Below are 21,859 nucleotides of genomic sequence, written 5' to 3'. Positions count from 1 at the left end.
TTCTCCCTTTTTTATTTCTAAATTTTTTGAATGATAATATTCCTTATTATAATACAATTAAGGTTTATATAAATTATTAAATGATAAAATTTATCCTCAATCTTTAGGGTTTATTTAACCTGAAACTTACAAATATTTTAGTATTATTGTGGTTTAAAAAATGCTATAGATTATTCAATTTATTAAAATAAGGATTTTATATGTTAGACTTAGCGATTATTGGTGGAGGACCTGCTGGATTAACAGCTGGTTTATATGCTACTAGAGGTGGATTAAAAAATGTTGTAATGTTTGAAATGGGTATGCCTGGAGGTCAAATTACAGGTTCTTCAGAAATTGAAAACTATCCAGGTCAAGCTGAAATTGTATCAGGAATGGATTTAATGGCAAATTGGCCTGAGCAATGTCAAAGATTTGGTTTAAAACATGAAATGAATCAAATTACTTCAATTACAAAAAATAATGATATTTTTAATATTACAGGTGTTGATGGTAAAACATATGAAGCTAAATCTGTATTAATGGCAACAGGTTCAGTTCCTAGACGTGCTGGATTTAAAGGTGAAAATGAATTCTTCGGAAGAGGAATTTCTACTTGTGCAACTTGTGATGGTTTTTTCTATAAAGGAAAAGAAGTAGCTGTTGTTGGTGGTGGAGATTCTGCTATTGAAGAGGCTGTTTATTTAGCAAAACTTTGTTCGAAAGTTTATTTAGTTCATAGACGAGATACATATAGAGCAGCACCAAGTACAATAGAACATATGAAACATACAAAAAATATTGAAGAAGTTACAAATGTAACTGTTGAAGAAGTATTTGGAGATACAAGTGGAGTTCTTGGTTTAAGAGTTAAATCAAAAGAAACAGGTGAAATTAGAGAATTACCAACTCCTGGAGTTTTTATATTCGTAGGTAGAGATGTATTAAATGCACCATTAAAACAAGAAGATGGATCTTTTTTATGTGATACAAATGAAGCTGGTGAAGTTATTGTTGATTTAAAAATGAGAACATCAGTAAAAGGTCTTTATGCAGCTGGAGATATTAGAATTGATGCATCAAAACAAGTTGTTTGTGCAGCAGGTGATGGTGCAACAGCAGCTGTTAATATTATAGAATATTTAGGATAAGGAAAAATTATTTATGATTAATGTAGGTATATTAGGTAGTACAGGAAGAGTTGGTTCTTTATTAATTGATGATTTAGCAAATGATGAACAAGCTAGAGTTGCAGCTGTTCATGTTTTTGATAAATTAACAAGACAAGTACCTGATGGCACTGTTGTAACAAATGATATGAAAGTATTACTAGATTCTAGTGATGTGGTTATTGACTTTTCTGCACCAGCTGCTACAGAAGCACTTCTTACACAAGTTGTTGAAAATGGTGAAGGTAAACCTTTAGTTATTGCAACAACTGGATTTAACAAGCATCAACAAAATTTATTAATTGAGGCTAGTAAAATTGTACCTATTTTATATGCTACTAATATGAGTTTAGGTGTTGCTGTTTTAAATAAACTAGTAGCACTTGCATCAAAAACATTGAGTGATTTTGACATAGAAATTGTTGAACAACACCATAGACATAAAGTAGACTCTCCATCAGGAACAGCATTAACACTTGCAGAACATGCAGCAAATGCTAGAGACTTAGATTTAGATGAAGTTAGAATTTCAGGACGTGATGGACAAATTGGTGCTAGAACTAAAAATGAAATTGCAGTTATGGCATTAAGAGGTGGAGATATTGTTGGTCGTCATACAGTTGGTCTATATAATGACGGTGAATTTTTAGAATTAAATCACACAGCAACAGCTAGAAATACTTTTTCAAAAGGTGCAATAAAAGTTGCTAAGTGGATTATTGGAAAAGATCCAAAATTATACTCAATCAATGACGCTTTAGGTCTATAAGGAAAATTAAATATGTGCGCAATAGTTGGAATTTATGGTAATGATAATGCTGCAAGGTTAGCTTCAATCGCTTTATTTGCAATGCAACACAGAGGTCAAGAAGCTACAGGTATATCATCATCATGTAATGGTAAAATTCATACAATCAAAAATAGAGGTTTAGTTTCTGAAGTTTTTAACGAAGCTGCTTTAAAAATATTAGTTGGAAATATGGCAATTGGTCACAATAGATATTCAACTGCAGGTGGAGACTCTATTTTAGATGCTCAACCTGTATTTGCTAAGTATAAACTTGGTGAAATATCAATTGTGCATAATGGAAATTTAATTAATAAAGATGAAGTTAGACAAGATTTGATTGATAAAGGTGCGATTTTCCAAACGGGAATGGATACAGAAAATTTAATTCATCTAATTGCAAAAAATACAAAAGATAGATTAAGAGATAGAATTAAAGAAGCACTAGGAAGAACTATTGGTGCATACTGTTTTATTGTTCAAAGTAGATCAAAACAATTCGTTATAAGAGACAGATATGGTATTAGACCATTATCTTTAGGAAAATTAAAAAGTGGTGGATATATAGTTGCAAGTGAAACTTGTGCTTTTGATTTAGTGGATGCTGATTTTATTAGAGATGTAAATCCAGGGGAGATGTTAATTTTTAGTGAAGATTATGATGAGCCAGAATCAATTCAATTATTTGAATCTCAATATAGACCATGTGCTTTTGAATATGTATATTTTGCTCGTCCAGATTCTGTAATAGATGGTAAAAATGTATATAGAACAAGAGAAAATATGGGAAGAGCATTGGCTAAAAATGATGCAAATCAAAGTATTAAAGCTGATATGGTAATTCCAGTTCCTGACTCAGGTGTTCCAGCGGCTCTTGGATATGCAGCTGAAAGTGGAATTCCTTTTGAATATGGGATTATTAGAAATCACTATATTGGTAGAACATTTATTGAACCAACGCAAGAAATGAGAGATTTAAAAGTAAAAATGAAATTAAGTCCTATGCGATCATTAATTGCGGGTAAATCTTTACTTGTAATAGATGATTCAATTGTAAGAGGTACAACCTCTAAAAGAATCGTTAAGATCTTAAAAGAAGCAGGAGCTAAAGAAGTACATTTTAGAGTTGCGAGTCCTGAAATCAAATTCCCTTGTTATTATGGTATTGATACACCACATAAAGAGGAATTAATCTCAAATAATATGACTAAAGAAGAAGTTTGCAAATATATAGAAGCAGACTCTTTAGAGTATTTATCAGTAGATGATTTAGTTAATGCAATAGGAAATGATAGAAAATATGCACTTGAAAGTTTTGACGGAGATTATTTCGTAAAAGAGTAGAATGAATGAATTAAAAGATGTATTAACAATTGGTCGATATTTAAAAAATAAGTTTGGTGAAAAAATTTACAAGGTTCCAATTTCAATATCAGGATTTACATGTCCAAATATTGATGGAACAGTAGCAAAAGGTGGATGTTCATTTTGTGAAAATGACTCATTTAGTCCTAATTTGCAAGAAAAGAAAACTAAGTTTAAATTAAATCCTAGAATAAATGAGAATCCCTATTTAGATAATCAATTAAAACAATTAGAAATGCAATTTAATGCAACTAAACAAAGATTACAAAATAAGTTTGGAACTAAAAAATTTATAGTATATTTTCAATCTTTTACCAATACTTATGCACCAATTGCCACATTAAAAGCTTTGTATGAAAAAGCACTTAGTTTTGAAAATGTAATTGGCCTTAGTATTGGAACAAGAACTGATTGTGTTACAGATGAAATACTTGATTATTTAGTTGATTTGTCAAAAGACAAAGAAATTTGGATAGAGTTTGGAATACAATCTTTTTATGATGAGACTCTTGTGAATATCAATCGTGGAGACACAGCTGATAATATGAGATACTGGATTAAAAGAAGTAAAGAAAAAGGTTTAAATGTTTGCGGTCATTTGATTTATGGCTTACCAAAAGAGACTCAAGAAATGATGCTTGAAACATTTAGACAAACAGTTGAATTAAAAGTAGATTCTATTAAATTTCATCCTTTGTATGTTGTAAAAAATACACTTTTAACAAATGAGTTTAAAAAGGGTAGATTTACACCTATAAGTGAAGAACTATATATAGATACAGTTGTTAAATCAATTAAAAACTTACCTGAAAATATTTCTATTCAAAGAATAACAGCAGGAATTAATGATAGTACATTATTATCACCTGATTGGTGTAGAGATAAACATACACAAATGAAAAATATTAGATTAGCTTTGGAAAAAGAGGGATTTAATTATTAGTTCTTGAGTTAAAAACTAGAGTTAGACTCTAGTTTTTATTTTTTTAATTCTACTTCGTAAATATCAGTTCTTCTATCTTTTAGATTTGTAACACTTCCAACATTATGTAATTCTTTTAATGATTCTAAATCAACATCAGCTACTAAAATCATTTCAGTATTTGGAGTAGACTCAGCTTTTATTCCATTTGGTGGGAATGCAAAATCACATGGTGTAAATACAGCTGATTGAGCGTATTGAATATCCATATTCTCAACTTGAGGAAGATTTCCAACACAACCTGCAATTGCAACATAACACTCATTTTCAATAGCTCTAGCTTGTGCACAAATTTTTACTCTTGAATAACCATTTTGAGTATCTGTTAAAAATGGAACAAAAAGAATATTCATTCCTTCTTTAGCTAAGATTCTTCCTAATTCTGGGAATTCACTATCATAACAAATAAGTACACCGATTTTTCCACAATCTGTATCAATAGTTTTAATATTATTAGAACCTGTTAATCCCCAAACTTTTTTCTCATCTGGAGTTACATGCATTTTTTCATATTTTTCAACTGAACCATCTCTTTTACATACAAAACCAACATTATATAAATGACCATCAACAAGTTCTGGCATACTACCTGTAATAATATTGATATTGTAAGCAATAGCAAGTCTAGAGAATTCTTCTTTAAATTTTGGTGTAAATTTAGCTAATTCTCTGATAGCCTCTGCTTCTCCAAGATGATTAAACGCAGCCATTAATGGAGCATTAAAGAATTCAGGGAATAGGGCAAAATCACTTCTATAGTTTGATACTGCATCTACAAAGTATTCTGCTTGTTCTAATACTTCTTCAATATTTTTATATGGTCTTACTTGCCATTGAATTAATCCTAATCTAATAACAGTTTTTTCAGACATTGGTTTTTTAGAAGGTTTAGTGTAATAAATGTTATCCCATGCTAATAAAGAAGCATATTCACAACTTTCTACATCACCTTCAAGATAATTCTTTAAAACTCTTTTTACATAAAAGTCATTTGAAAGTTGAAAGTTTAATACAGGATCGTAAATTTCTCTATCTCTTACTTTTGAAATATACTCTTTTGGAGTTAAAGTTTCAGAATATTTTTTATAATTTGGAAGTCTTCCTCCAAAAATAATACCCTTTAAATTTAACTCTTCACAAAGTTCTTGTCTAAATTCATAAAGTCTTCTTCCAAGTCTTAGTCCTCTATATTTTTTACTAACAAAAACATCAACACCATAAAGACTATCACCATTATCATCATGGGTACTAAATGTATAATTTCCAGTAATTTCTTTATATGTATGAGAATCATCAAATTTATTATAATCGACAACAATGCTTAATGCAAAACCTGCTAATTCTCCATTGATTTTAATTCCAACTTGACCTTTTGGGAATTTTTCTAATAAAATAGAAAACTCTTCATAGGTCCAAGAAGAATCATCTAAATGTTTATATTCATCGTTCATTAAATCAACGATATTTTTATGGTCTTCGATTTGAAGATACATAAGTTCAATTTTATCTATTGTGTCCATTTTTTTCCTTTTTGAAAGATTTGTAAGAAGAAAGATTTATTTATAAATAATTATTAGGATTTTACCTAATAATTATTTCATTTTTAAAAGATAATCAACTACATTTTCAACAAATGCATCATGTTTTCTATCTTTTCTGTAAGCTATATATAGTTTTCTAGTCATTTTTTGATTATTGATTCTTGATTCATAAAGAGCGCCTGCTTTTAAAAGTGATTCAATAGCATTTCTTGAAACAATAGATACTGTAGGTGTTGTGTTTTTATCTGAGTGTAAAACTGTTTGAACAATAGTTGTAGCACTTGTAACTTCACTTGTTACATTAAATGTATCACAATCAGGGAAATTAGCTTTTTCAAGATTCTCTTTAAAAATAAGTCTAGTATTTGATTCAGGGTTTCTACATACCCATTTATATGATAATAAATTTTCTGCTTTTGCACGAGCTGGTAATTTTTGGTTAGAAAAAATTACAATTTCATCTTCCATCCATTCTCTATAAACTATATCGTCATTTGCAACATAATTTTCAACTAATGCTATATCAATCTTTTTATCTAATAAATCATCGATTGCTTCGTGAGAAACTGATACATTTATTGAAACATCATTGTGAATATTCTCTTTTAAATTATTTAAAAATCTAGGTAATATGTAATTTCCTATAATAAATGATGCACCAAATACAAAAGTAACATTTTTATTCATGATTTTCAATAACTCTTTTTCAGCATTTCCCACACACTTTTCAATTTTTAAAGCAATAGCATGAAGCATTTGACCTTCTTTAGTTAGTCTTATACCATTTTTCTTTCTATCAACGATTTGAACATCTAAATAATCTTCAATAAATTTCATTTGTTGTGTAACTGCTGGTTGCGAAATGCCAAGTTTTGCTGAAGCTTTTGAAAAAGATTTCTCCCTTACTACTGTAAGAAAAGTTTCTAGTTTTGCAAAATCTGTAAGCATTATAACCTCCGTAAAATAAATTATGATTATCATAACATTTATTTATATATAAAATAATTAAGAGCAATAATGAATTTATATAATATATGATATAATAATTTAATATTGGAGAAAATATGTCTGAAAATTTATTATCATCATTAAACGAATCACAAAAATTAGCAGCCCAGCATATAGATGGACCGCTATTAATTCTAGCAGGTGCAGGCTCTGGTAAAACAAAAACGATTACTACAAGACTTGCATATTTAATATCAATTGGTATTGATCCTCGATCAATTTTGACTCTTACTTTTACAAATAAAGCAGCAACTCAAATGAGAGAACGGGCATTTAATATGATTGATCCCTCAATGATAAATACTCCACCTTTATTATGTACCTTTCATAAATTTGGTTTATTGTTTTTAAAATTTCATATGTCAGAATTAAATAGAAAAAACAACTTCATTATAATAGATACAGATGATAAAAAAAGAATTATAAAATCAATTGATAAAGATATTACAACAGCACTTTTAGTATCTGAAATATCAAAATATAAAAATACACTATTGACTCCAAGTGAAGCTGTAAAAGCAGCTCAACTAAAACTTTATCAACAAATAGCAGAGGTATATGAAAAATATGAAGCTTATTTAGAAAAAAACAATCTTGTAGATTTTGATGACTTGCTTCTTCTTCCTTACAAAATATTAAAAAACAATGCTAAACTAGCCCAAGAAATAAGTCAGAAATATCAATACATAATGGTAGATGAGTATCAAGATACAAATGAACTACAATATAGACTTTTAAGACTTTTATGTACAAGTCATAATAACCTTTGTGTTGTTGGTGATGACGATCAATCTATTTATGGTTGGCGTGGTGCTACTATTAAGAATATTTTAAATTTTTCTGAGCATTTTGAAAATACGATTGTGGTAAAACTTGAAGAAAACTATAGATCAACAGATACTATTTTAAATCATGCAAACCAATTAATAGAACATAATCGAGATAGATTAGGTAAGAAATTAGTTGGAACAAGAATGAAAGGTGATTCAATAAAAGTTTATGAATCACATGATGAAAATGAAGAAACAAGAAAAATTGTAGAAGATATAAAACAATTAATAGATCAAGGAATCAGCCCTAAAGATATAGCAATATTATTTAGAGTAAATGCACTTTCAAGATCACTTGAAGAAGGATTTAATAAAGCAGGACTTCATTATAAACTTGTTGGTGGTATGAAGTTTTATGAAAGGGCTGAAATTAAAGATTTAATTGCTTATTTTAGAATATTAACAAACTCAAATGATAATTTCTCAATTAAAAGAATTATTAATAAACCAAAACGTGGAATTGGAAAAACAACTATTGATAAGCTTGAAGCTAAGTCAGTTGAAAGTGAAAGATCAATTTTTGATCTAATTCAAAATTTGGATTCAAGTGAAATTACTTCAATAGTTGGTAAAAAGAATTCAAGAACTTTAAAAGTATTTGAAGCTTCTATTTTAGACTTAAAAGAATTACTTAGTGAATCAAAAATGAAATTCTTAGATAGTTTTGAAGAAACATTTGATTATAGAGCATCATATGATAACTTACCTGATGGTTTTGAAAGACAAGCTAATATTGATGAGTTTTATGGATATCTTAGAGATTATTTTATTCAAAATCCACACTTAGATTTAAAAGATTTTTTAAATGAAATTGCCTTAGATAGTGAAAATGATGATTATTATGGTGAATCAGTTTCTATGATGAGTATTCATGCATCAAAAGGATTAGAGTTTAAAAAACTATTTATTATAGGTTTTGAAGAAGGCTTTTTCCCAATTACAGGTGATGGTAGTGATTTAGAAGAAGAAAGAAGATTAGGATATGTGGCAATTACAAGAGCCATGGATAACCTAACTTTATCATTTGTTCATTCAAGATTTTACAAAGGTAAAAGAGCAAGTCTGACAAAAAGTAGATTTTTGAGTGAAAGTGGATTAATAAAAGGTTGTTTAACTATTGAAAAACAATCAGGCTTTAAAAAAGGTGATTTAGTACAGCATAAAATTTTTGGAATGGGTAGAGTTCTAAAAGCCACAAATGCAGGTAAAGACTATAAATTATCAATCAATTTTGGCGGAACTCACAGAGATATTTTATCTTCATTTGTTCAAAAAGCATAACTGGAAATAATATTGCAAAAAAGATTTTATGACAAAGAATCAATAAATAAGTTGATAGTGGTTAATAAACCAATTTTTATGAGTTCTAATTTTTATTTGACAAGAATTAAAAAAAAATATAAAAATAAAAAAGCAGGATTTAGCGGAACTTTAGACCCTTTTGCAAAAGGATGTTTGATTGTAGCTTTTGGTCAATACTCAAAACTTTTTAAGTATTTAGCAAAAACTCCAAAAACATATAGAGCTGTAGTTTGGCTTGGGACTCAATCTGAGTCTTTAGATATTGAGCAAGTAACAAGTATAGAAATGGTTGATAAAGTAGATATCAATCTAATAAAAAAAGAGCTTGATTTACTAAAAGGAGATATCTTATATACTCCACCAAAATTTTCTGCAAAAAAAATAGATGGTAAAAGAGCTTATGATATGGCCCGAAATGGTGAAGAAGTTGTTTTAAAAGAATCTACAATGCATGTATATGAAACAAAATTTATTTCATATAGACACCCTTTTATAACCATAGATGTAACAGTTAGTGAAGGCTCATACATTCGTTCATATGCTCAAATCTTACTTGAAAAACTTAAAAGAGTAGGTACTTTATCTTATTTAGAAAGATTAAATGAAGGGAAATTCTTTTTTGATAATGAGAAAGACTTAGATCCTTTAGAATATATTGATTTACCTATAAATAAATATTCAGGTACATATGAATGGATAAATACAGGAAGAAAAATATCTATTGATTATTTAGAAGAAAAAGATGATGGAAAATATTTAATTATATTAGAAAACTTTTTTTCAATTCTAGAGATAAAAGATGGTGAAGTATCATATTTATTAAATAAGGTAAATAAGCTATGTTAGAAATGTGTGAAAAATCTTATGCAAAAGTAAATATCTTTTTGAAAATATCTGATAAAAGAGATAATTATCATGAACTCGTATCTAGGTTTGTACGAGTTCATAATTTATACGACATTGTATCTTTTATTAAAACTAGTAGGAGAGGTATTAACATTATAGGTGATTTTGGTTGCAAAATGGAATCAAATACTGTATATAAAGCATACAAATTAATAGAAGATTATGAAAATGTAAAAGATTTTTTTGAAAATCATAGTATAAAAATAGAAAAAAATATTCCAGAATTTGCAGGACTTGGTGGTGGAAGTTCAAATGCAGCTACTTTTTTAATAATGGCAAACAAATATTGTAATTTAAATTTATCAAAAGACGAATTATGTGAAATTGCTGTTAAAATAGGTGCAGATGTTCCATTTTTTGTTTATGAGTATGATAGTGCAAATGTGACTGGAATTGGAGAAATAGTAAAAAAATTTGATGAAGAGATATTAAATATAGATACAATTACACCAAAAATAAAATGTAATACAGGTGAAATATTTAAAATATTTAGAGAGAAGTTTTACAAGCAAATTTCTAAAGAAGAATCAAATAAATTATTAAATATGAAATCTTTAGATATATTAAAAGAATTTGATATTAAAAAAGCAAATGATTTATACGAACCAGCTCTTAGTTTATATTCTGATTTAGAAGATTATAGTAAGAAAGATTGGTATTTTAGTGGAAGTGGAAGTTCATTTTTTAAGGTTAACAATGGCAAATAATAAAGATACAAAAAAAAATTTAGTTTTTAAAAACAGAAAAGCATTTCATGATTTTACTATTTTAGAAACAATAGAAGCTGGAATTGTGCTTGAAGGTAGTGAAGTAAAAGCTATAAGAGATGGAAGAGTTAATTTAAAAGACTCATTTGTACGAATTATTAAAGGTGAAGTATTTTTATTAAATATGCATATTTCACATTTAAGTACAACTCATACTACATATAGACCTGATGAAAGAAAAGATAGAAAATTACTTTTACACTCTAAGCAAATAGATAAAATGTACACCAAAGTGGCAAAAGATGGTATTGCTTTAGTTGCGTTAAAGTTATATTTCAATGACAAAAATATGATCAAAGTTCAAATAGCAACAGCTGAGGGTAAAAAATTACACGATAAACGTGAAGACCTTAAGAAAAAAACCATGTTAAGGGAAACACAACAAGTTTTAAAGAATTATAAATAAGATAAAAAATGTCTTAATTTATAAGTAAAAATTATAATTAAAATTAGTTTTTATTGTTAATTTTCTGTTAATTTTTTTGTATCTTTTAAGTTTCTCTTAGCTATGATTACTTCAATGAGTGACATTTTTGTGACTTGTATATAAAATTAGTAGGAGGAGATTGATGCAAAACGGTGCACAAATTGAGTACGATTACTCAGTTGCAAAAGCGTTTACATTTGCAACAATTCTGTTTGGTATCATAGGTATGACTATTGGTGTTGTACTTGCGTTGCAATTGGCGTTTCCACAGTTAAATTATTTAGCTGGAGAATATGGTACTTTCAGTAGATTAAGACCTTTACACACTAACGGTGTTGCTTTTGGTTTTACTTTAAGTGGTGTTTTTGCTGCTTGGTATTATATTGGACAAAGGGTATTAAAAGTTTCATTAAAAGAGTCACCTTTTTTAATGGCTATCGCAAAATTACACTTTGTGTTATATTTTATCACAATTCTTTTAGCTGTTGTTACACTTTTCATGGGTTACACAACTTCAAAAGAGTATGCAGAATTAGAGTGGCCATTAGACATTTTAGTTGTTTTATGGTGGGTTTTATGGGGTATTTCAATTTTTGGATTAATCGGAATTAGAAGAGAAAGAACTTTATATATTTCTTTATGGTATTTCATTGCTACTTTTATTGCAATTGCAATGTTATATTTATTTAATAATATGGAAGTTCCAACAGCTTTAGTTTCAGGTTATGGTTCATGGCTTCACTCTGTATCAATGTATTCAGGTACAAATGATGCATTAGTACAATGGTGGTATGGACACAATGCTGTTGCATTCGTTTTCACAACTCCAATTATTGCTTTAATTTATTACTTTTTACCAAAAGAATCTGGACAAAATGTTTATTCTTATAAACTTTCTATCTTAGCGTTCTGGGGATTAATGTTTGTATATTTATGGGCTGGTGGACACCACTTATTATATTCAACTGTTCCTGACTGGATGCAAACTATGGGTTCTGTAATGTCTGTTGTTTTAATTTTACCATCATGGGGATCAGCTATTAATATGCTTTTAACAATGAAGGGTGAGTGGCAACAATTACAATCAAATACACTAATTAAATTTATGGTATTAGCTTCAACTTTCTATATGTTATCAACTATTGAAGGTCCAATTCAAGCTATTAAATCTGTAAATGCTATTGCACACTTTACTGACTGGATTCCAGGACACGTACATGATGGTGTTTTAGGATGGGTTGTATTTATGATTATGGCATCATTATTCCATATGGTTCCAAGAATGTACAAAAGAGAAATTTACTCTAAATCATTAATGGATACACAATTCTGGTTACAAACTACAGGTATCGTTTTATACTTTACTTCTATGTGGATTGCTGGAATTACACAAGGTATGATGTGGAGAGCTTACGATGAATATGGTTCATTAGTTTACTCATTCATTGATACAGTTACTGTATTACATCCATATTATACAATCAGAGCTGTTGGTGGGTTACTATACCTAATCGGATTCTTTATGTTCGCATATAATATTTATAAAACTATTAGATGTGGAAGAGTACTTGATAAAGAACCTGTTAATGCTACACCAGTAGCTGCATAAGAAAAGGAGAAATTATGTTTCATTGGTTTGAACAAAGACCGTTTTTCTTTGCGGTACTAGTATTTTTATTTGTTGCATTTGCGGGTATTATTGAAACTATTCCAGATTTTGCAAAACAATCAAGACCAACTGTTGGTACAAAACCATACAGTGTTTTAGAGTTAGCTGGTAGACAAGTTTATATTAAAGATTCTTGTAACGCTTGTCACTCACAGTTAATTAGACCTTTTAAAGCTGAAACTGATAGATACGGTATGTATTCTTTATCAGGTGAGTATGCTTATGATAGACCATTCTTATGGGGATCAAAAAGAACTGGTCCAGATTTAATGAGAGTTGGTAACTATAGAACTACTGATTGGCATGAAAATCATATGATGGAACCAGCTGCAGTTGTTCCTGGAAGTATTATGCCAGCATACAAACATCAGTTTACTAATATTGCTGATTTAGATACTGCATATGCAGAAGCTTATACAGTTAAAACAGTATTCGCAACTCCATATGATCAAGATTTAGATGGTGATGGTGTTGTTGATGTTGAACTTGGTGAATATGAAGCTGCAGTTGCAAAAGCAAAAGAAGATGCTAAGTTAATTGCTGCTGATATGAAAAATCAGGCGATAAAAGATGCTGTTGCAAATGGTCAAATTCCTGAAATAGTTGCATTAATTGCATATTTAAATTCTTTAAAATAGAGGTTGTCTATGGATTATGAAACACTTTTAACAGTTCAAGGTTATGCTAAATTCTTTTTGATTTTAGTTGTTTTTGTATTATTTTACTCATATGCTTATTCTATGTATAAAAGGGATAAAACAGGTGAAAGAGATTATGAAAAATATTCTAACCTTGTTCATGATGATTCAAGTGTTTCTTCTCCTCTTGAAGAAAGAAAAAATGATAAAGATATAGATAATAAGGAGAAATAAGATGAAGTCTATGATTATAGGTGGAATAATTCTTATCATCGCTTTATTAGCAGGAACTTACTTTGTAGCAGGTGATGCTTTTAACGGGGATGATTATATTAACAGTTTAACAATGTTAGGTGCTGCAGCTATTATTACAATTACTGTATTTACTGCACTTAAATACGTTAATCAAATGAAAAATGACACTGCGAGTGGTGATTTAGCTGAAGAAAAATGGGACGGTATTGGTGAATATAGAAATCCACTTCCAACAGGTTGGGCAATAGCATTTATTGGAACTATTATTTGGATGTTTTGGTACATGGCTATTGGTTATCCAATTAATAGTTTTTCACAAATTGGTCAATGGAATGAAGAGACATTAGATTATAATGCTAAATTTGAGAAAAAATGGGAAAATCCATCTGAAGAAACTTTAAAAGCAATGGGGCAGTCAACATTTTTAGTTCAATGTGCACCTTGTCATGGAGTTGATGCTGAAGGTATTGATGGTAAAGCTCAAAATTTAACAAAAAGAATTTCAAAAGAACAAGTTGTGCATGTTATTAAAAATGGTTCTAATAGTTTAGCAACTGCATATCCAGCTGGAATGCCTCCAATGATGTTAACAGAAGATGCAGATATTGAAGCAGTTGCTGCTTATGTGGCAGGTGGATTCAAAGGTGAACAACCTGCAATGTATGCGGTTTGTGCTGGATGTCATGGCGTTGATGGAAACGGTATAGAATATGTTGCACCAAATATTAGAGCTTATGACGATGCATTAGTTACTGCTGTTCTAAAAGATGGTAAAAAATCAAATATTGGTATCATGCCAAGTTTTGATGGAAGACTAAATGAAACTCAACAAAAAGCACTAGGTGCATATTTAAGAAGTTTAGGAGAGTAACATGGCTGGAAATACGCAAATGAACGAAAATGAAAGAGGAATCTTTAAATTAAATGGTATTACTGGTATGTTAATTGCAACAGTTTTGCTTTTAACTATATTAGTTGTATTAACTGTATTTGGTATAAAAGTACAACAAGATGAATCAACTAATTTTTATAAAATCAATCAAGATTTAAATGGTTTAACTTCTGGAAGTGTTTTTTCTGATAAAGAACAAAAATCTTCAGAAGAACAAAATAAAAATTATATTCTAGTTAAATAAGGAGACTAAAATGGATAAAATTATTGGTATATTACTTGTAGTATCTGCAATTGTGACATTGTATTTTAGCTTCTTTAATTCGGCTAAGATATTCATAGGTTAATATGAAAAAAATTAATTTTTTGAAAGTGGGAGTGATTTTTTCACTTCTGCTTTTTTTATGCTCAAATTTAAGCGCTCAACAATTTATCTTAAATGATGATAAATTAATAGATGATAGAGCCGCTATTAAAATCAACGAAATTGGTGCTGAAGTTAAGTCTAAATTAGGTGTTAATATATATGTGTATGCAAAATCTAATTTAGGTTTAGGCGAAAATGTTAAAACAAAAGATAAAATTGATTTCATTAAAAATAGTGAAAATCAAATAATATCAACACTAGAAGAACCATATGTTTTATTAACTATTGCAGTTGAAGAAACACATGTTAATCTACTTTTTTCTGATGACTTTAAAGATATTCTTGATAAAAATGATATTTTAGACGGATATATAGTTCCTTTATTAGCATCACAAGATAAAAATACTTTATTTGCAAAAGTTAGTGCTGCTACATTAAATGGATATGCTGCTATTGCTGATACTATTGCAGAAGCAAATCAAATTAAACTAGAGTCAAGTATAGGAAATGCTGGAAAAGTATCTAGTACTATATGGCGAGTTCTTATGTATACATTGATTGTTTTAGGATTATTAGCATATACTTACGCAATTTTAAGAAAAAGAAAATAAAAATATGAAAAGAAATTATTGGCCTTTATTGTTTATTGGAATTTTTACTTTTACCATTGGTATGATTATTTGGACTATTAAAAGTGCAGTTTCTGTACCTGTAATAGAAGATAATAGTTTTATGAAAAAATATCAAGATGTTGAAGAGCATTATAATGAAATGATGGATTCAAATGTATTATTTAGATCAAAATATAATTTTGATTTTTTTATCAATGATAAACAATTTGCATTGACAACTGAAGATATTAGATATTCACAAAGAGTAATTGAAAAATTCTCTGTAAATAAAGATTCATTAAAAGTTGGAAAAAATAGTTTAAAACTTACTGTTAGTGATAAAATTACAAATGAAAAAAAAGATGTTAAAATTGATTTGATTCTTAGCAAAACTATTTCAAATGATAGTGACAAGTTATTAAGTAATGGTGATTTTGTTGAAAATGACAAAACTTACATTGCTGACTTTGAAATTAAAGAGTCAAATAACTGGATTATTACAGGAAGTTTTGTTGTTGATGGAATAACTGGATATCTTTATATTAAAACAAATGCTATTTAAAAAAAAACTTTTAGTTTTTCCTACATCAAGGTCAATTAGAAATTTTATTTCAACGCAAAAGAGTTCTAATACTCTTTTGCCTTTTACCCTCACTATTGATGAACTTTTTAAAAAATCAATCAATCTTAATAATATGAAATATTGTGAAGAAGAACAAAGAGTTCTTTTTTTAAGTGAAGCAATAAAAAATACAAACATCCAAAAACTTGGAATTTCAGATAATTTTACAAAATTTTTAAAACAAAGCGATTATATATATAGATTCTTTTTAGAACTAGCAAGTGAAAAAGTAGAAATCAAAGATATTCAAAATGTAGATACTTATGATTTTTATTTAGAGCACTTACAAATTCTTGAAACTATAAAAACTAACTATATAAATATATTAGAAAAAAATTCTTATGTAGATAGAATAAACTTAGATAATCACTATAAAATAAATGAAAATTTTTTAAAGAAATTTGAAGAGATAGAGTTACATTTTGAAGGATATTTTACAAAAGTAGAATTTGAAATAGTAGAAAAAATATCAAAATTTATCAATGTAAAAATTAATTTCTATTCAAATACATATAACCAAAGATCATTAGAAGTTTTCAAAAATATGAATATAGATTTGAAAATAGATTTTAACTATAAAATTGATTTAACAAATAAACTAGTTTTACAAGAAGAAAAAAATAAAAAGAATCTTCAATCTTTAGAAATCAAAGGTTTCTCTTCAAGATTAAATCAAATCGCATATATAAAAGACTCAATAGTAAAATCAGTTCAAAAAGGTGTAAATCCTTCAAGAATAGCACTTGTATTACCTGATGAAACTTTTGCTTCATACATACAGTTATTTGATACAGAAAAGTATTTTAACTATGCTATGGGTAAAACTATCAAAAATACAAATCTTTATCAAGTTGCTTATGCTATATATTCATATTTAAGTGAAGATGATATTAAACATATTTCAAATCTTGATTTCTTGAAATTAGATAAAAACTTTATTGATAAAAATATAAAACCAATTTGGAATAAAAGAGCTACAAAAGAGAGTTTTGAGTTTATTTCTGAGTTTATAAAATCAAAAGAGAGTAGTGTAGAGTTACTAGAAAAGTATGAAGAACTTCTTTATAAACTAAATATCATAGTTTTTTCAAATGATAATGTAATTTTATTAAAAGATGTATATAAAATATTTTTGCAAAAATTAGTAAAACTTACCCTTGATGATGTAAATTCAGGAAAAATTACAGTTCTTGGACTTTTGGAAACTAGAGCAGTTGAGTTTGATACTGTTATTATTTGTGATTTTAATGAATCATTTATTCCAAAAATTTCTGTAAAAGATAAGTTTTTATCAACAAAACTAAAACAACTATCAAATCTTCCAACTCAATTTGATAGGGAATCATTACAAAAATACTATTATAAAAGATTAATTGATTCTTCAAAAAATGTTTTTGTAACTTATGTGAACTCTGATACAAATCAAATATCAAGATTTGCAAATGAACTTTTTGATAAGTATATAAAAACAGATACAAATGACAATGCATATAAGCATATACTTTATGATAATCATAAAATAAAACATATTGAAGAAGAGATAATAGCAAAAATAGATTTATCGATGTTTACATGGTCAGCAACGTCATTTAAAACCTATTTACAGTGCAAAAGAAAGTTTTATCTACAGTATATATTAAAACTCAAAGAACACAGCATATCGCTCAAACCTAAGGCTTATGAGTTAGGTGATATTATTCACTCTATTTTAGAAGATTTCTACACTTTAGATGAAAATAGTACTGAATTAAGTTTTGAAAAAATTGAATCTTTATTTAATAAATACAAAAGTACAAATCCATTCTTGATTTTGGATTTAGAAATTTGGAAGAAAAAGTTATATGAGTTTTATTTACTTGATAAACAAAGACTTAAACATAGAAAAATTATAGCCTTAGAAAAATCATTTTCATGCGAATTTGAAGGAATAAAAATCAAAGGTGTAATTGATAGGATTGATTCTTTTGAAGACAGTTATGAAGTTATTGATTACAAAACATCTTCAACTTTGAGTGTTGATACTTTAAAAAACTATGAAAAAACCGATGATTTTCAATTAGAGTTTTATTATCTTGCCATGAGTGAAATGTACAAAACAGACAAAATAGAAGCTTATTATTATGATTTAAGCAACACACAATTAATAAATGAAATTGCACTTGATAAAAAACTTGAATTGTTGTGCGAAAAGTTTAATGAACTAAAAGAAATCTCAAAAAATGAAATCTATTTTTCTAAATGTGAAGATAAAAATAACTGTACTTACTGCCCTTATATTATCATTTGTAATAGAGAATAAGATTTATTCTCTATATATATTTTAAGTTATTTTGCAGTTGCTATTAATACGTCTTCTATTATTTTTGTAATATCACCATCTAAAATAGCATCAACATTTGAGTAACCAATATTGCTTCTACTATCTTTTACTTGTTGATATGGCTGAAGAACGTATGATCTAATTTGATGTCCCCATCCATTATCACTCTTTTCAACACCATCTTTAGAAGCTTGTTGTTTTTCTAGTTCTAGCTCATATAGTCTTGATTTAAGCATTTTCATAGCACTTGCTTTATTTTTATGTTGTGATCTATCATTTTGGCATTGAACTACGATATTTGTAGCAATATGTGTGATTCTAATAGCTGATTCTGTTTTATTAACATGTTGACCACCAGCCCCACTTGCTCTATATGTATCTATTCTTATATCTTTATCTTCGATTACAATATCAATATTATCATCAACTTCAGGACTTACCATTACAGATGAAAATGATGTGTGTCTTTTTGCATTTGAATCAAATGGAGAGATTCTAACTAACCTATGAATACCATTTTCAGCTTTCATATAACCATAGGCATTTTCACCTTTGATTATAAAAGAAACATCTTTGATACCAGCTTCTTCACCATTTTGATAATCTAGTAATTCGATTTTGAAATCATTTCTTTCAGCCCATCTTAAATACATTCTATAAAGCATTGAAGCCCAATCTTGAGATTCTGTTCCTCCAGCTCCTGGATGAATAGACACAATAGCATTTGATGCATCATCTGGATTACTTAGCATTACAGATATTTCAGTTGATTTTATAAGTTTTTCTAGCTCAGGAGCTTCTTCGTAAAGCATTTCAAAAGTATCTTCATCTTTTTCATCGCTTGCCATCTCATAAAGCTCATTTGTACCTTTTAGTGAATCATTTGCTTTATTAAATTTATTTAATTTTCCTAAGATTCTATTTTTTTCAATACCGATTTTCGTAGCATTTTCTACATTGTTCCAAAAATCTTGTTGAGCTTCTTCTTCTTTTATTTCATCTAATCTTTTATTTAATTCATCAGGTTTTAAAATACCTTTTATGTTTTTAAGTTTAGTATTTAGAAGTTTTAATAGCTCTGAATATTCGTATGCATCCATTTATCGTAATCCTTTAAAAAAAAGAATTATACTTTAAGTTTGTATAAAAGTTGGTTAGGAAGCAATACCAGGGGAGTGATTAGTTCCCCCTTTTATTAATATGCTCTTATTGCAAAAATAAGAAATATTAAAAGTAGTATTGCTATACGATATGACATTTACTTACTCCTTTAAATAAGCACTCCCGCCCTCTCTGCCCAAAAAAAAAGGGAAAAGGTATAAACCTTTTCCCTCGATACTTATTTGTAGGTAATCACTCCTACAAAAGAAGTAAATGTCATTCGTAAAAAAATTATATCTAAATATTTTTTTCATGTCAATAATTTTAAAAATAAAAAAAGTGTTGAAGAAAATCTCCAACACTTTTATATTTTGTAGTTTAAACTTTCAGATTAGAAAGAGTATTGCATATGAAGTCTACCCATGTTTGAAGTATCTCTATCTTGATTCTTGTCCTTTGATATTGAACCAGCGTTTAAGTCAGAATAGTTAATTGATACATTAAAAAAAATCAAAGTCTTGTATTTTATTTTGGATTAATAATGATATCTACATTGAGCTATGATTATCAAATCATCGATTATTTTATATACTAGTCTGTGTTCTGATGTTATTCTTCTTGAAAAGTATCCTTGAAAATTTTCTTTTAGTCTTTCTGGTTTTCCAAGTCCATTAGCATCGAAGGGATTTCTTTTTATATCTTTGATTAATAAATTTATTCTTTTGAATATATTTTTATCATTTAAAGACCAATATTGATAATCTTCCCATGCTTCATCTGCAAATCCAATAATCATAAATCAATTTCTTTTTTAAGAAATTTTGAGTTTTCTATTTGTTCTACGGCATCATTTAATCTATCTCTATTATTTTTTGAAGATAAAAGATATATTGTTTCTTTCATTGAACTATACTCTTCATATGAAATCAAAACTACAGATTTCTCATCTTTTGTAGTAATAATATATTCATCAAAATCATCACATACTTTATTTATAATTTCTCTTAGATTATTTCTTGCTTGTGAGTAAAAAACTGCTTGCATTTTAAATCCTTTTGTCAATATATTGTCATTTTAAAGATTTTATCAGAATTTATAAAGTAAGTCAATTAAAAAAAAGGCTTAGAGTTTAACTCTAAGCCTTTTTTGTTTTGTAGTTTAAACTTTCAGATTAGAAAGAGTATTGTGCGTGAAGTCTACCCATGTTTGAAGTATCTCCATCTTGATCGTATTGACCAAGTCTTGCAAATGTTTTAAAGTTTTTAGACATTTGGTAACTTACTTGACCATAAATTTCATTTTGATCTACATCACCTGCTGTATTAGCACTTCCTACATTCATATCTGAATAATTAATTGATACATTTACTGCATCAGTAACTTGAGTATTTACAGAAGCATAAACAACTGAAGCATCAGCTACACCTGTTAATGTTACTCTCCAGTGGTCATCCATTCCTGTATCTGAACTATAGTCAAGACCAGTTTCTCCACCTTCTTCATTTGTTTGACCGTATGCTACGTATGCTCCAAAGATTCCCATTTGTGCATCTGTACCAATTTTCCATAAAGTATTGTCTTTTGCATAGTTATCAAAGTTAATTGATGAATATCTTGCATATGGATTCATTTGAATACCTGCAACATCAAATTTAGCTTTTGCTCCAACTGTAAAACCATCTAAAGTGTCTAATAAGTTAATATAAGTTGAGTCTAAAGTAACATTTTCAACTGTAAGGTTTGCAGTTGCAAAGTATACATCTTCTCCACCATCTATTGTTCCAGATGTTATTGGAGCTTCACCATCAGTACTGCTTAAATTTGTTTGATTGAAGAATCCACCAGTTAAAGAAACCATTCCAAGGTTTGAAGTTGCTACAAGTCCTGTTCCTGTTTGCTCGTTACCCATTGCATCTCTATCAATAGTAAATGGAGTTGCAATTCCTTGTTTACCTGCAGTTATAGTTGTGTTTTGTACACCACTATACGCGAAGTTTGCTTCTGATAATCCAAATTCTGCTTCAGAATCAGCTTCACCTGTATCTAAAGATGCAGGATTAGTTGCATTTCCAATAATTATTCTTGAATTAAAAGCTAAATCGTCATTGATTCCAGATTTTAAATTTGTAGCAACTTTATAGTTATTTGATCCTGTACTTGTCTCATAGTCATTATATCTGTATGCTGCTGTTCCTGAGATATCTACATTTTTAATAGCGTCTTCTAAATTTTGTGCATTTGCAGCAGAAAAACTTCCGATTGCAATAATCGTAGCTAAACTTAATTTTGTTATTTTCATATTTGTAATCCTTTTGTAATAT

General features: G+C 28.3%; 22 protein-coding genes. 16 read left to right on the top strand and 6 right to left on the bottom strand.

The genetic code is table 11. The features are described from left to right. Positions 1-200 precede the first annotated feature (200 nt). From trxB to mnmL, 4 genes are read left to right on the top strand one after another with little or no spacing between them, the layout of a single operon-like run. A complete protein-coding gene (gene trxB / locus AACT_RS13805) occupies positions 201-1,130 on the top strand; it encodes a thioredoxin-disulfide reductase (RefSeq protein WP_172127833.1) in 930 nt (309 codons plus the stop codon). Positions 1,131-1,143: 13 nt separating this feature from the next. Beyond that, positions 1,144-1,917 carry a 4-hydroxy-tetrahydrodipicolinate reductase gene (gene dapB, locus AACT_RS13800; RefSeq protein ID WP_172127831.1) on the top strand — a complete coding sequence of 258 codons (774 nt, stop codon included), beginning with the start codon at positions 1,144-1,146 and terminating at the stop codon, positions 1,915-1,917. A gap of 12 nt (positions 1,918-1,929) precedes the next feature. Then, positions 1,930-3,279, top strand: coding sequence for an amidophosphoribosyltransferase (purF, locus tag AACT_RS13795; protein ID WP_172127829.1), 1,350 nt, complete (start codon positions 1,930-1,932; stop codon positions 3,277-3,279). Position 3,280: 1 nt separating this feature from the next. Continuing rightward, entirely contained in the window at positions 3,281-4,243 is a 963-nt protein-coding gene (mnmL, locus tag AACT_RS13790; protein WP_172127827.1) for a tRNA modification radical SAM protein MnmL/YtqA, read from the top strand. 35 nt (positions 4,244-4,278) lie between these two features. Here the strand turns inward: mnmL and AACT_RS13785 are convergent, their stop codons facing one another. Then, positions 4,279-5,802: a bifunctional GNAT family N-acetyltransferase/carbon-nitrogen hydrolase family protein gene (locus AACT_RS13785; RefSeq protein WP_172127825.1), complete on the bottom strand. Its 1,524-nt coding sequence runs from the start codon at positions 5,800-5,802 to the stop codon at positions 4,279-4,281. Between the two features lie 72 nt (positions 5,803-5,874). Beyond that, positions 5,875-6,771, bottom strand: a complete 897-nt coding sequence (locus AACT_RS13780) for a LysR family transcriptional regulator (RefSeq protein WP_172127823.1) — start codon at positions 6,769-6,771, stop codon at positions 5,875-5,877. Positions 6,772-6,887: 116 nt separating this feature from the next. On the opposite strand from AACT_RS13780, the gene AACT_RS13775 reads away from it, so the two are divergent. The 12 genes from AACT_RS13775 to AACT_RS13720 all read left to right on the top strand — a co-directional run bounded on the left by AACT_RS13775 (position 6,888) and on the right by AACT_RS13720 (position 18,416). Then, complete coding sequence (locus AACT_RS13775) at positions 6,888-8,942, top strand: ATP-dependent helicase (RefSeq protein ID WP_172127821.1); 2,055 nt, start codon at positions 6,888-6,890, stop codon at positions 8,940-8,942. 12 nt (positions 8,943-8,954) lie between these two features. Next, positions 8,955-9,809: a tRNA pseudouridine(55) synthase TruB gene (gene truB, locus AACT_RS13770; RefSeq protein WP_172127819.1), complete on the top strand. Its 855-nt coding sequence runs from the start codon at positions 8,955-8,957 to the stop codon at positions 9,807-9,809. A 2-nt stretch (positions 9,810-9,811) separates the two neighbouring features. Beyond that, the gene (locus AACT_RS13765) at positions 9,812-10,576 is read left to right on the top strand and encodes a 4-(cytidine 5'-diphospho)-2-C-methyl-D-erythritol kinase (RefSeq protein WP_172128711.1); all 765 of its coding nucleotides are present in this window, start codon (positions 9,812-9,814) and stop codon (positions 10,574-10,576) included. Then, positions 10,566-11,042, top strand: coding sequence for an SsrA-binding protein SmpB (gene smpB, locus AACT_RS13760; protein WP_172127817.1), 477 nt, complete (start codon positions 10,566-10,568; stop codon positions 11,040-11,042). The genes AACT_RS13765 and smpB overlap by 11 nt, the downstream gene beginning before the upstream one ends. Before the next feature lie 163 nt (positions 11,043-11,205). Further along, positions 11,206-12,672, top strand: a complete 1,467-nt coding sequence (gene ccoN, locus AACT_RS13755) for a cytochrome-c oxidase, cbb3-type subunit I (RefSeq protein WP_172127815.1) — start codon at positions 11,206-11,208, stop codon at positions 12,670-12,672. Between the two features lie 14 nt (positions 12,673-12,686). Continuing rightward, positions 12,687-13,370, top strand: a complete 684-nt coding sequence (gene ccoO / locus AACT_RS13750; RefSeq protein WP_172127813.1) for a cytochrome-c oxidase, cbb3-type subunit II — start codon at positions 12,687-12,689, stop codon at positions 13,368-13,370. A 9-nt stretch (positions 13,371-13,379) separates the two neighbouring features. Continuing rightward, positions 13,380-13,604 carry a CcoQ/FixQ family Cbb3-type cytochrome c oxidase assembly chaperone gene (locus tag AACT_RS13745; protein WP_172127811.1) on the top strand — a complete coding sequence of 75 codons (225 nt, stop codon included), beginning with the start codon at positions 13,380-13,382 and terminating at the stop codon, positions 13,602-13,604. 1 nt (position 13,605) lies between these two features. After that, positions 13,606-14,496, top strand: a complete 891-nt coding sequence (locus tag AACT_RS13740) for a c-type cytochrome (protein WP_172127809.1) — start codon at positions 13,606-13,608, stop codon at positions 14,494-14,496. Positions 14,497-14,515: 19 nt separating this feature from the next. Beyond that, positions 14,516-14,761 carry a DUF4006 family protein gene (locus AACT_RS13735; RefSeq protein WP_228720591.1) on the top strand — a complete coding sequence of 82 codons (246 nt, stop codon included), beginning with the start codon at positions 14,516-14,518 and terminating at the stop codon, positions 14,759-14,761. 104 nt (positions 14,762-14,865) lie between these two features. Beyond that, positions 14,866-15,495: a hypothetical protein gene (locus AACT_RS13730; protein WP_172127805.1), complete on the top strand. Its 630-nt coding sequence runs from the start codon at positions 14,866-14,868 to the stop codon at positions 15,493-15,495. Positions 15,496-15,499: 4 nt separating this feature from the next. After that, on the top strand, positions 15,500-16,057 hold the full coding sequence (locus AACT_RS13725) for a hypothetical protein (protein WP_172127803.1): 558 nt from the start codon (positions 15,500-15,502) through the stop codon (positions 16,055-16,057). Next, positions 16,047-18,416, top strand: coding sequence for a PD-(D/E)XK nuclease family protein (locus AACT_RS13720; protein ID WP_172127801.1), 2,370 nt, complete (start codon positions 16,047-16,049; stop codon positions 18,414-18,416). The genes AACT_RS13725 and AACT_RS13720 overlap by 11 nt, the downstream gene beginning before the upstream one ends. A gap of 26 nt (positions 18,417-18,442) precedes the next feature. Here AACT_RS13720 and prfB read toward each other — a convergent pair whose 3' ends face one another. The 4 genes from prfB to AACT_RS13700 form a co-directional block, all read right to left on the bottom strand. After that, positions 18,443-19,537 (bottom strand): peptide chain release factor 2, encoded by a 1,095-nt coding sequence (gene prfB / locus AACT_RS13715; RefSeq protein ID WP_172127799.1) that lies wholly within the window; start codon positions 19,535-19,537, stop codon positions 18,443-18,445. 536 nt (positions 19,538-20,073) lie between these two features. Further along, positions 20,074-20,334, bottom strand: coding sequence for a Txe/YoeB family addiction module toxin (locus tag AACT_RS13710; protein ID WP_172127797.1), 261 nt, complete (start codon positions 20,332-20,334; stop codon positions 20,074-20,076). Beyond that, positions 20,331-20,582: a type II toxin-antitoxin system Phd/YefM family antitoxin gene (locus AACT_RS13705; protein WP_172127795.1), complete on the bottom strand. Its 252-nt coding sequence runs from the start codon at positions 20,580-20,582 to the stop codon at positions 20,331-20,333. The genes AACT_RS13710 and AACT_RS13705 overlap by 4 nt, the downstream gene beginning before the upstream one ends. 127 nt (positions 20,583-20,709) lie before the next feature. Further along, the gene (locus tag AACT_RS13700; RefSeq protein WP_172127793.1) at positions 20,710-21,837 is read right to left on the bottom strand and encodes a major outer membrane protein; all 1,128 of its coding nucleotides are present in this window, start codon (positions 21,835-21,837) and stop codon (positions 20,710-20,712) included. Positions 21,838-21,859: the final 22 nt, after the last annotated feature.

This window comes from Arcobacter acticola (assembly GCF_013177675.1).
In the GTDB taxonomy this organism is placed as follows: Bacteria; Campylobacterota; Campylobacteria; order Campylobacterales; family Arcobacteraceae; genus Aliarcobacter; species Aliarcobacter acticola.
The sequence above is the reverse complement of the archived record's forward strand: the minus strand, read 5'-3'. Positions and strand labels throughout refer to the sequence as shown.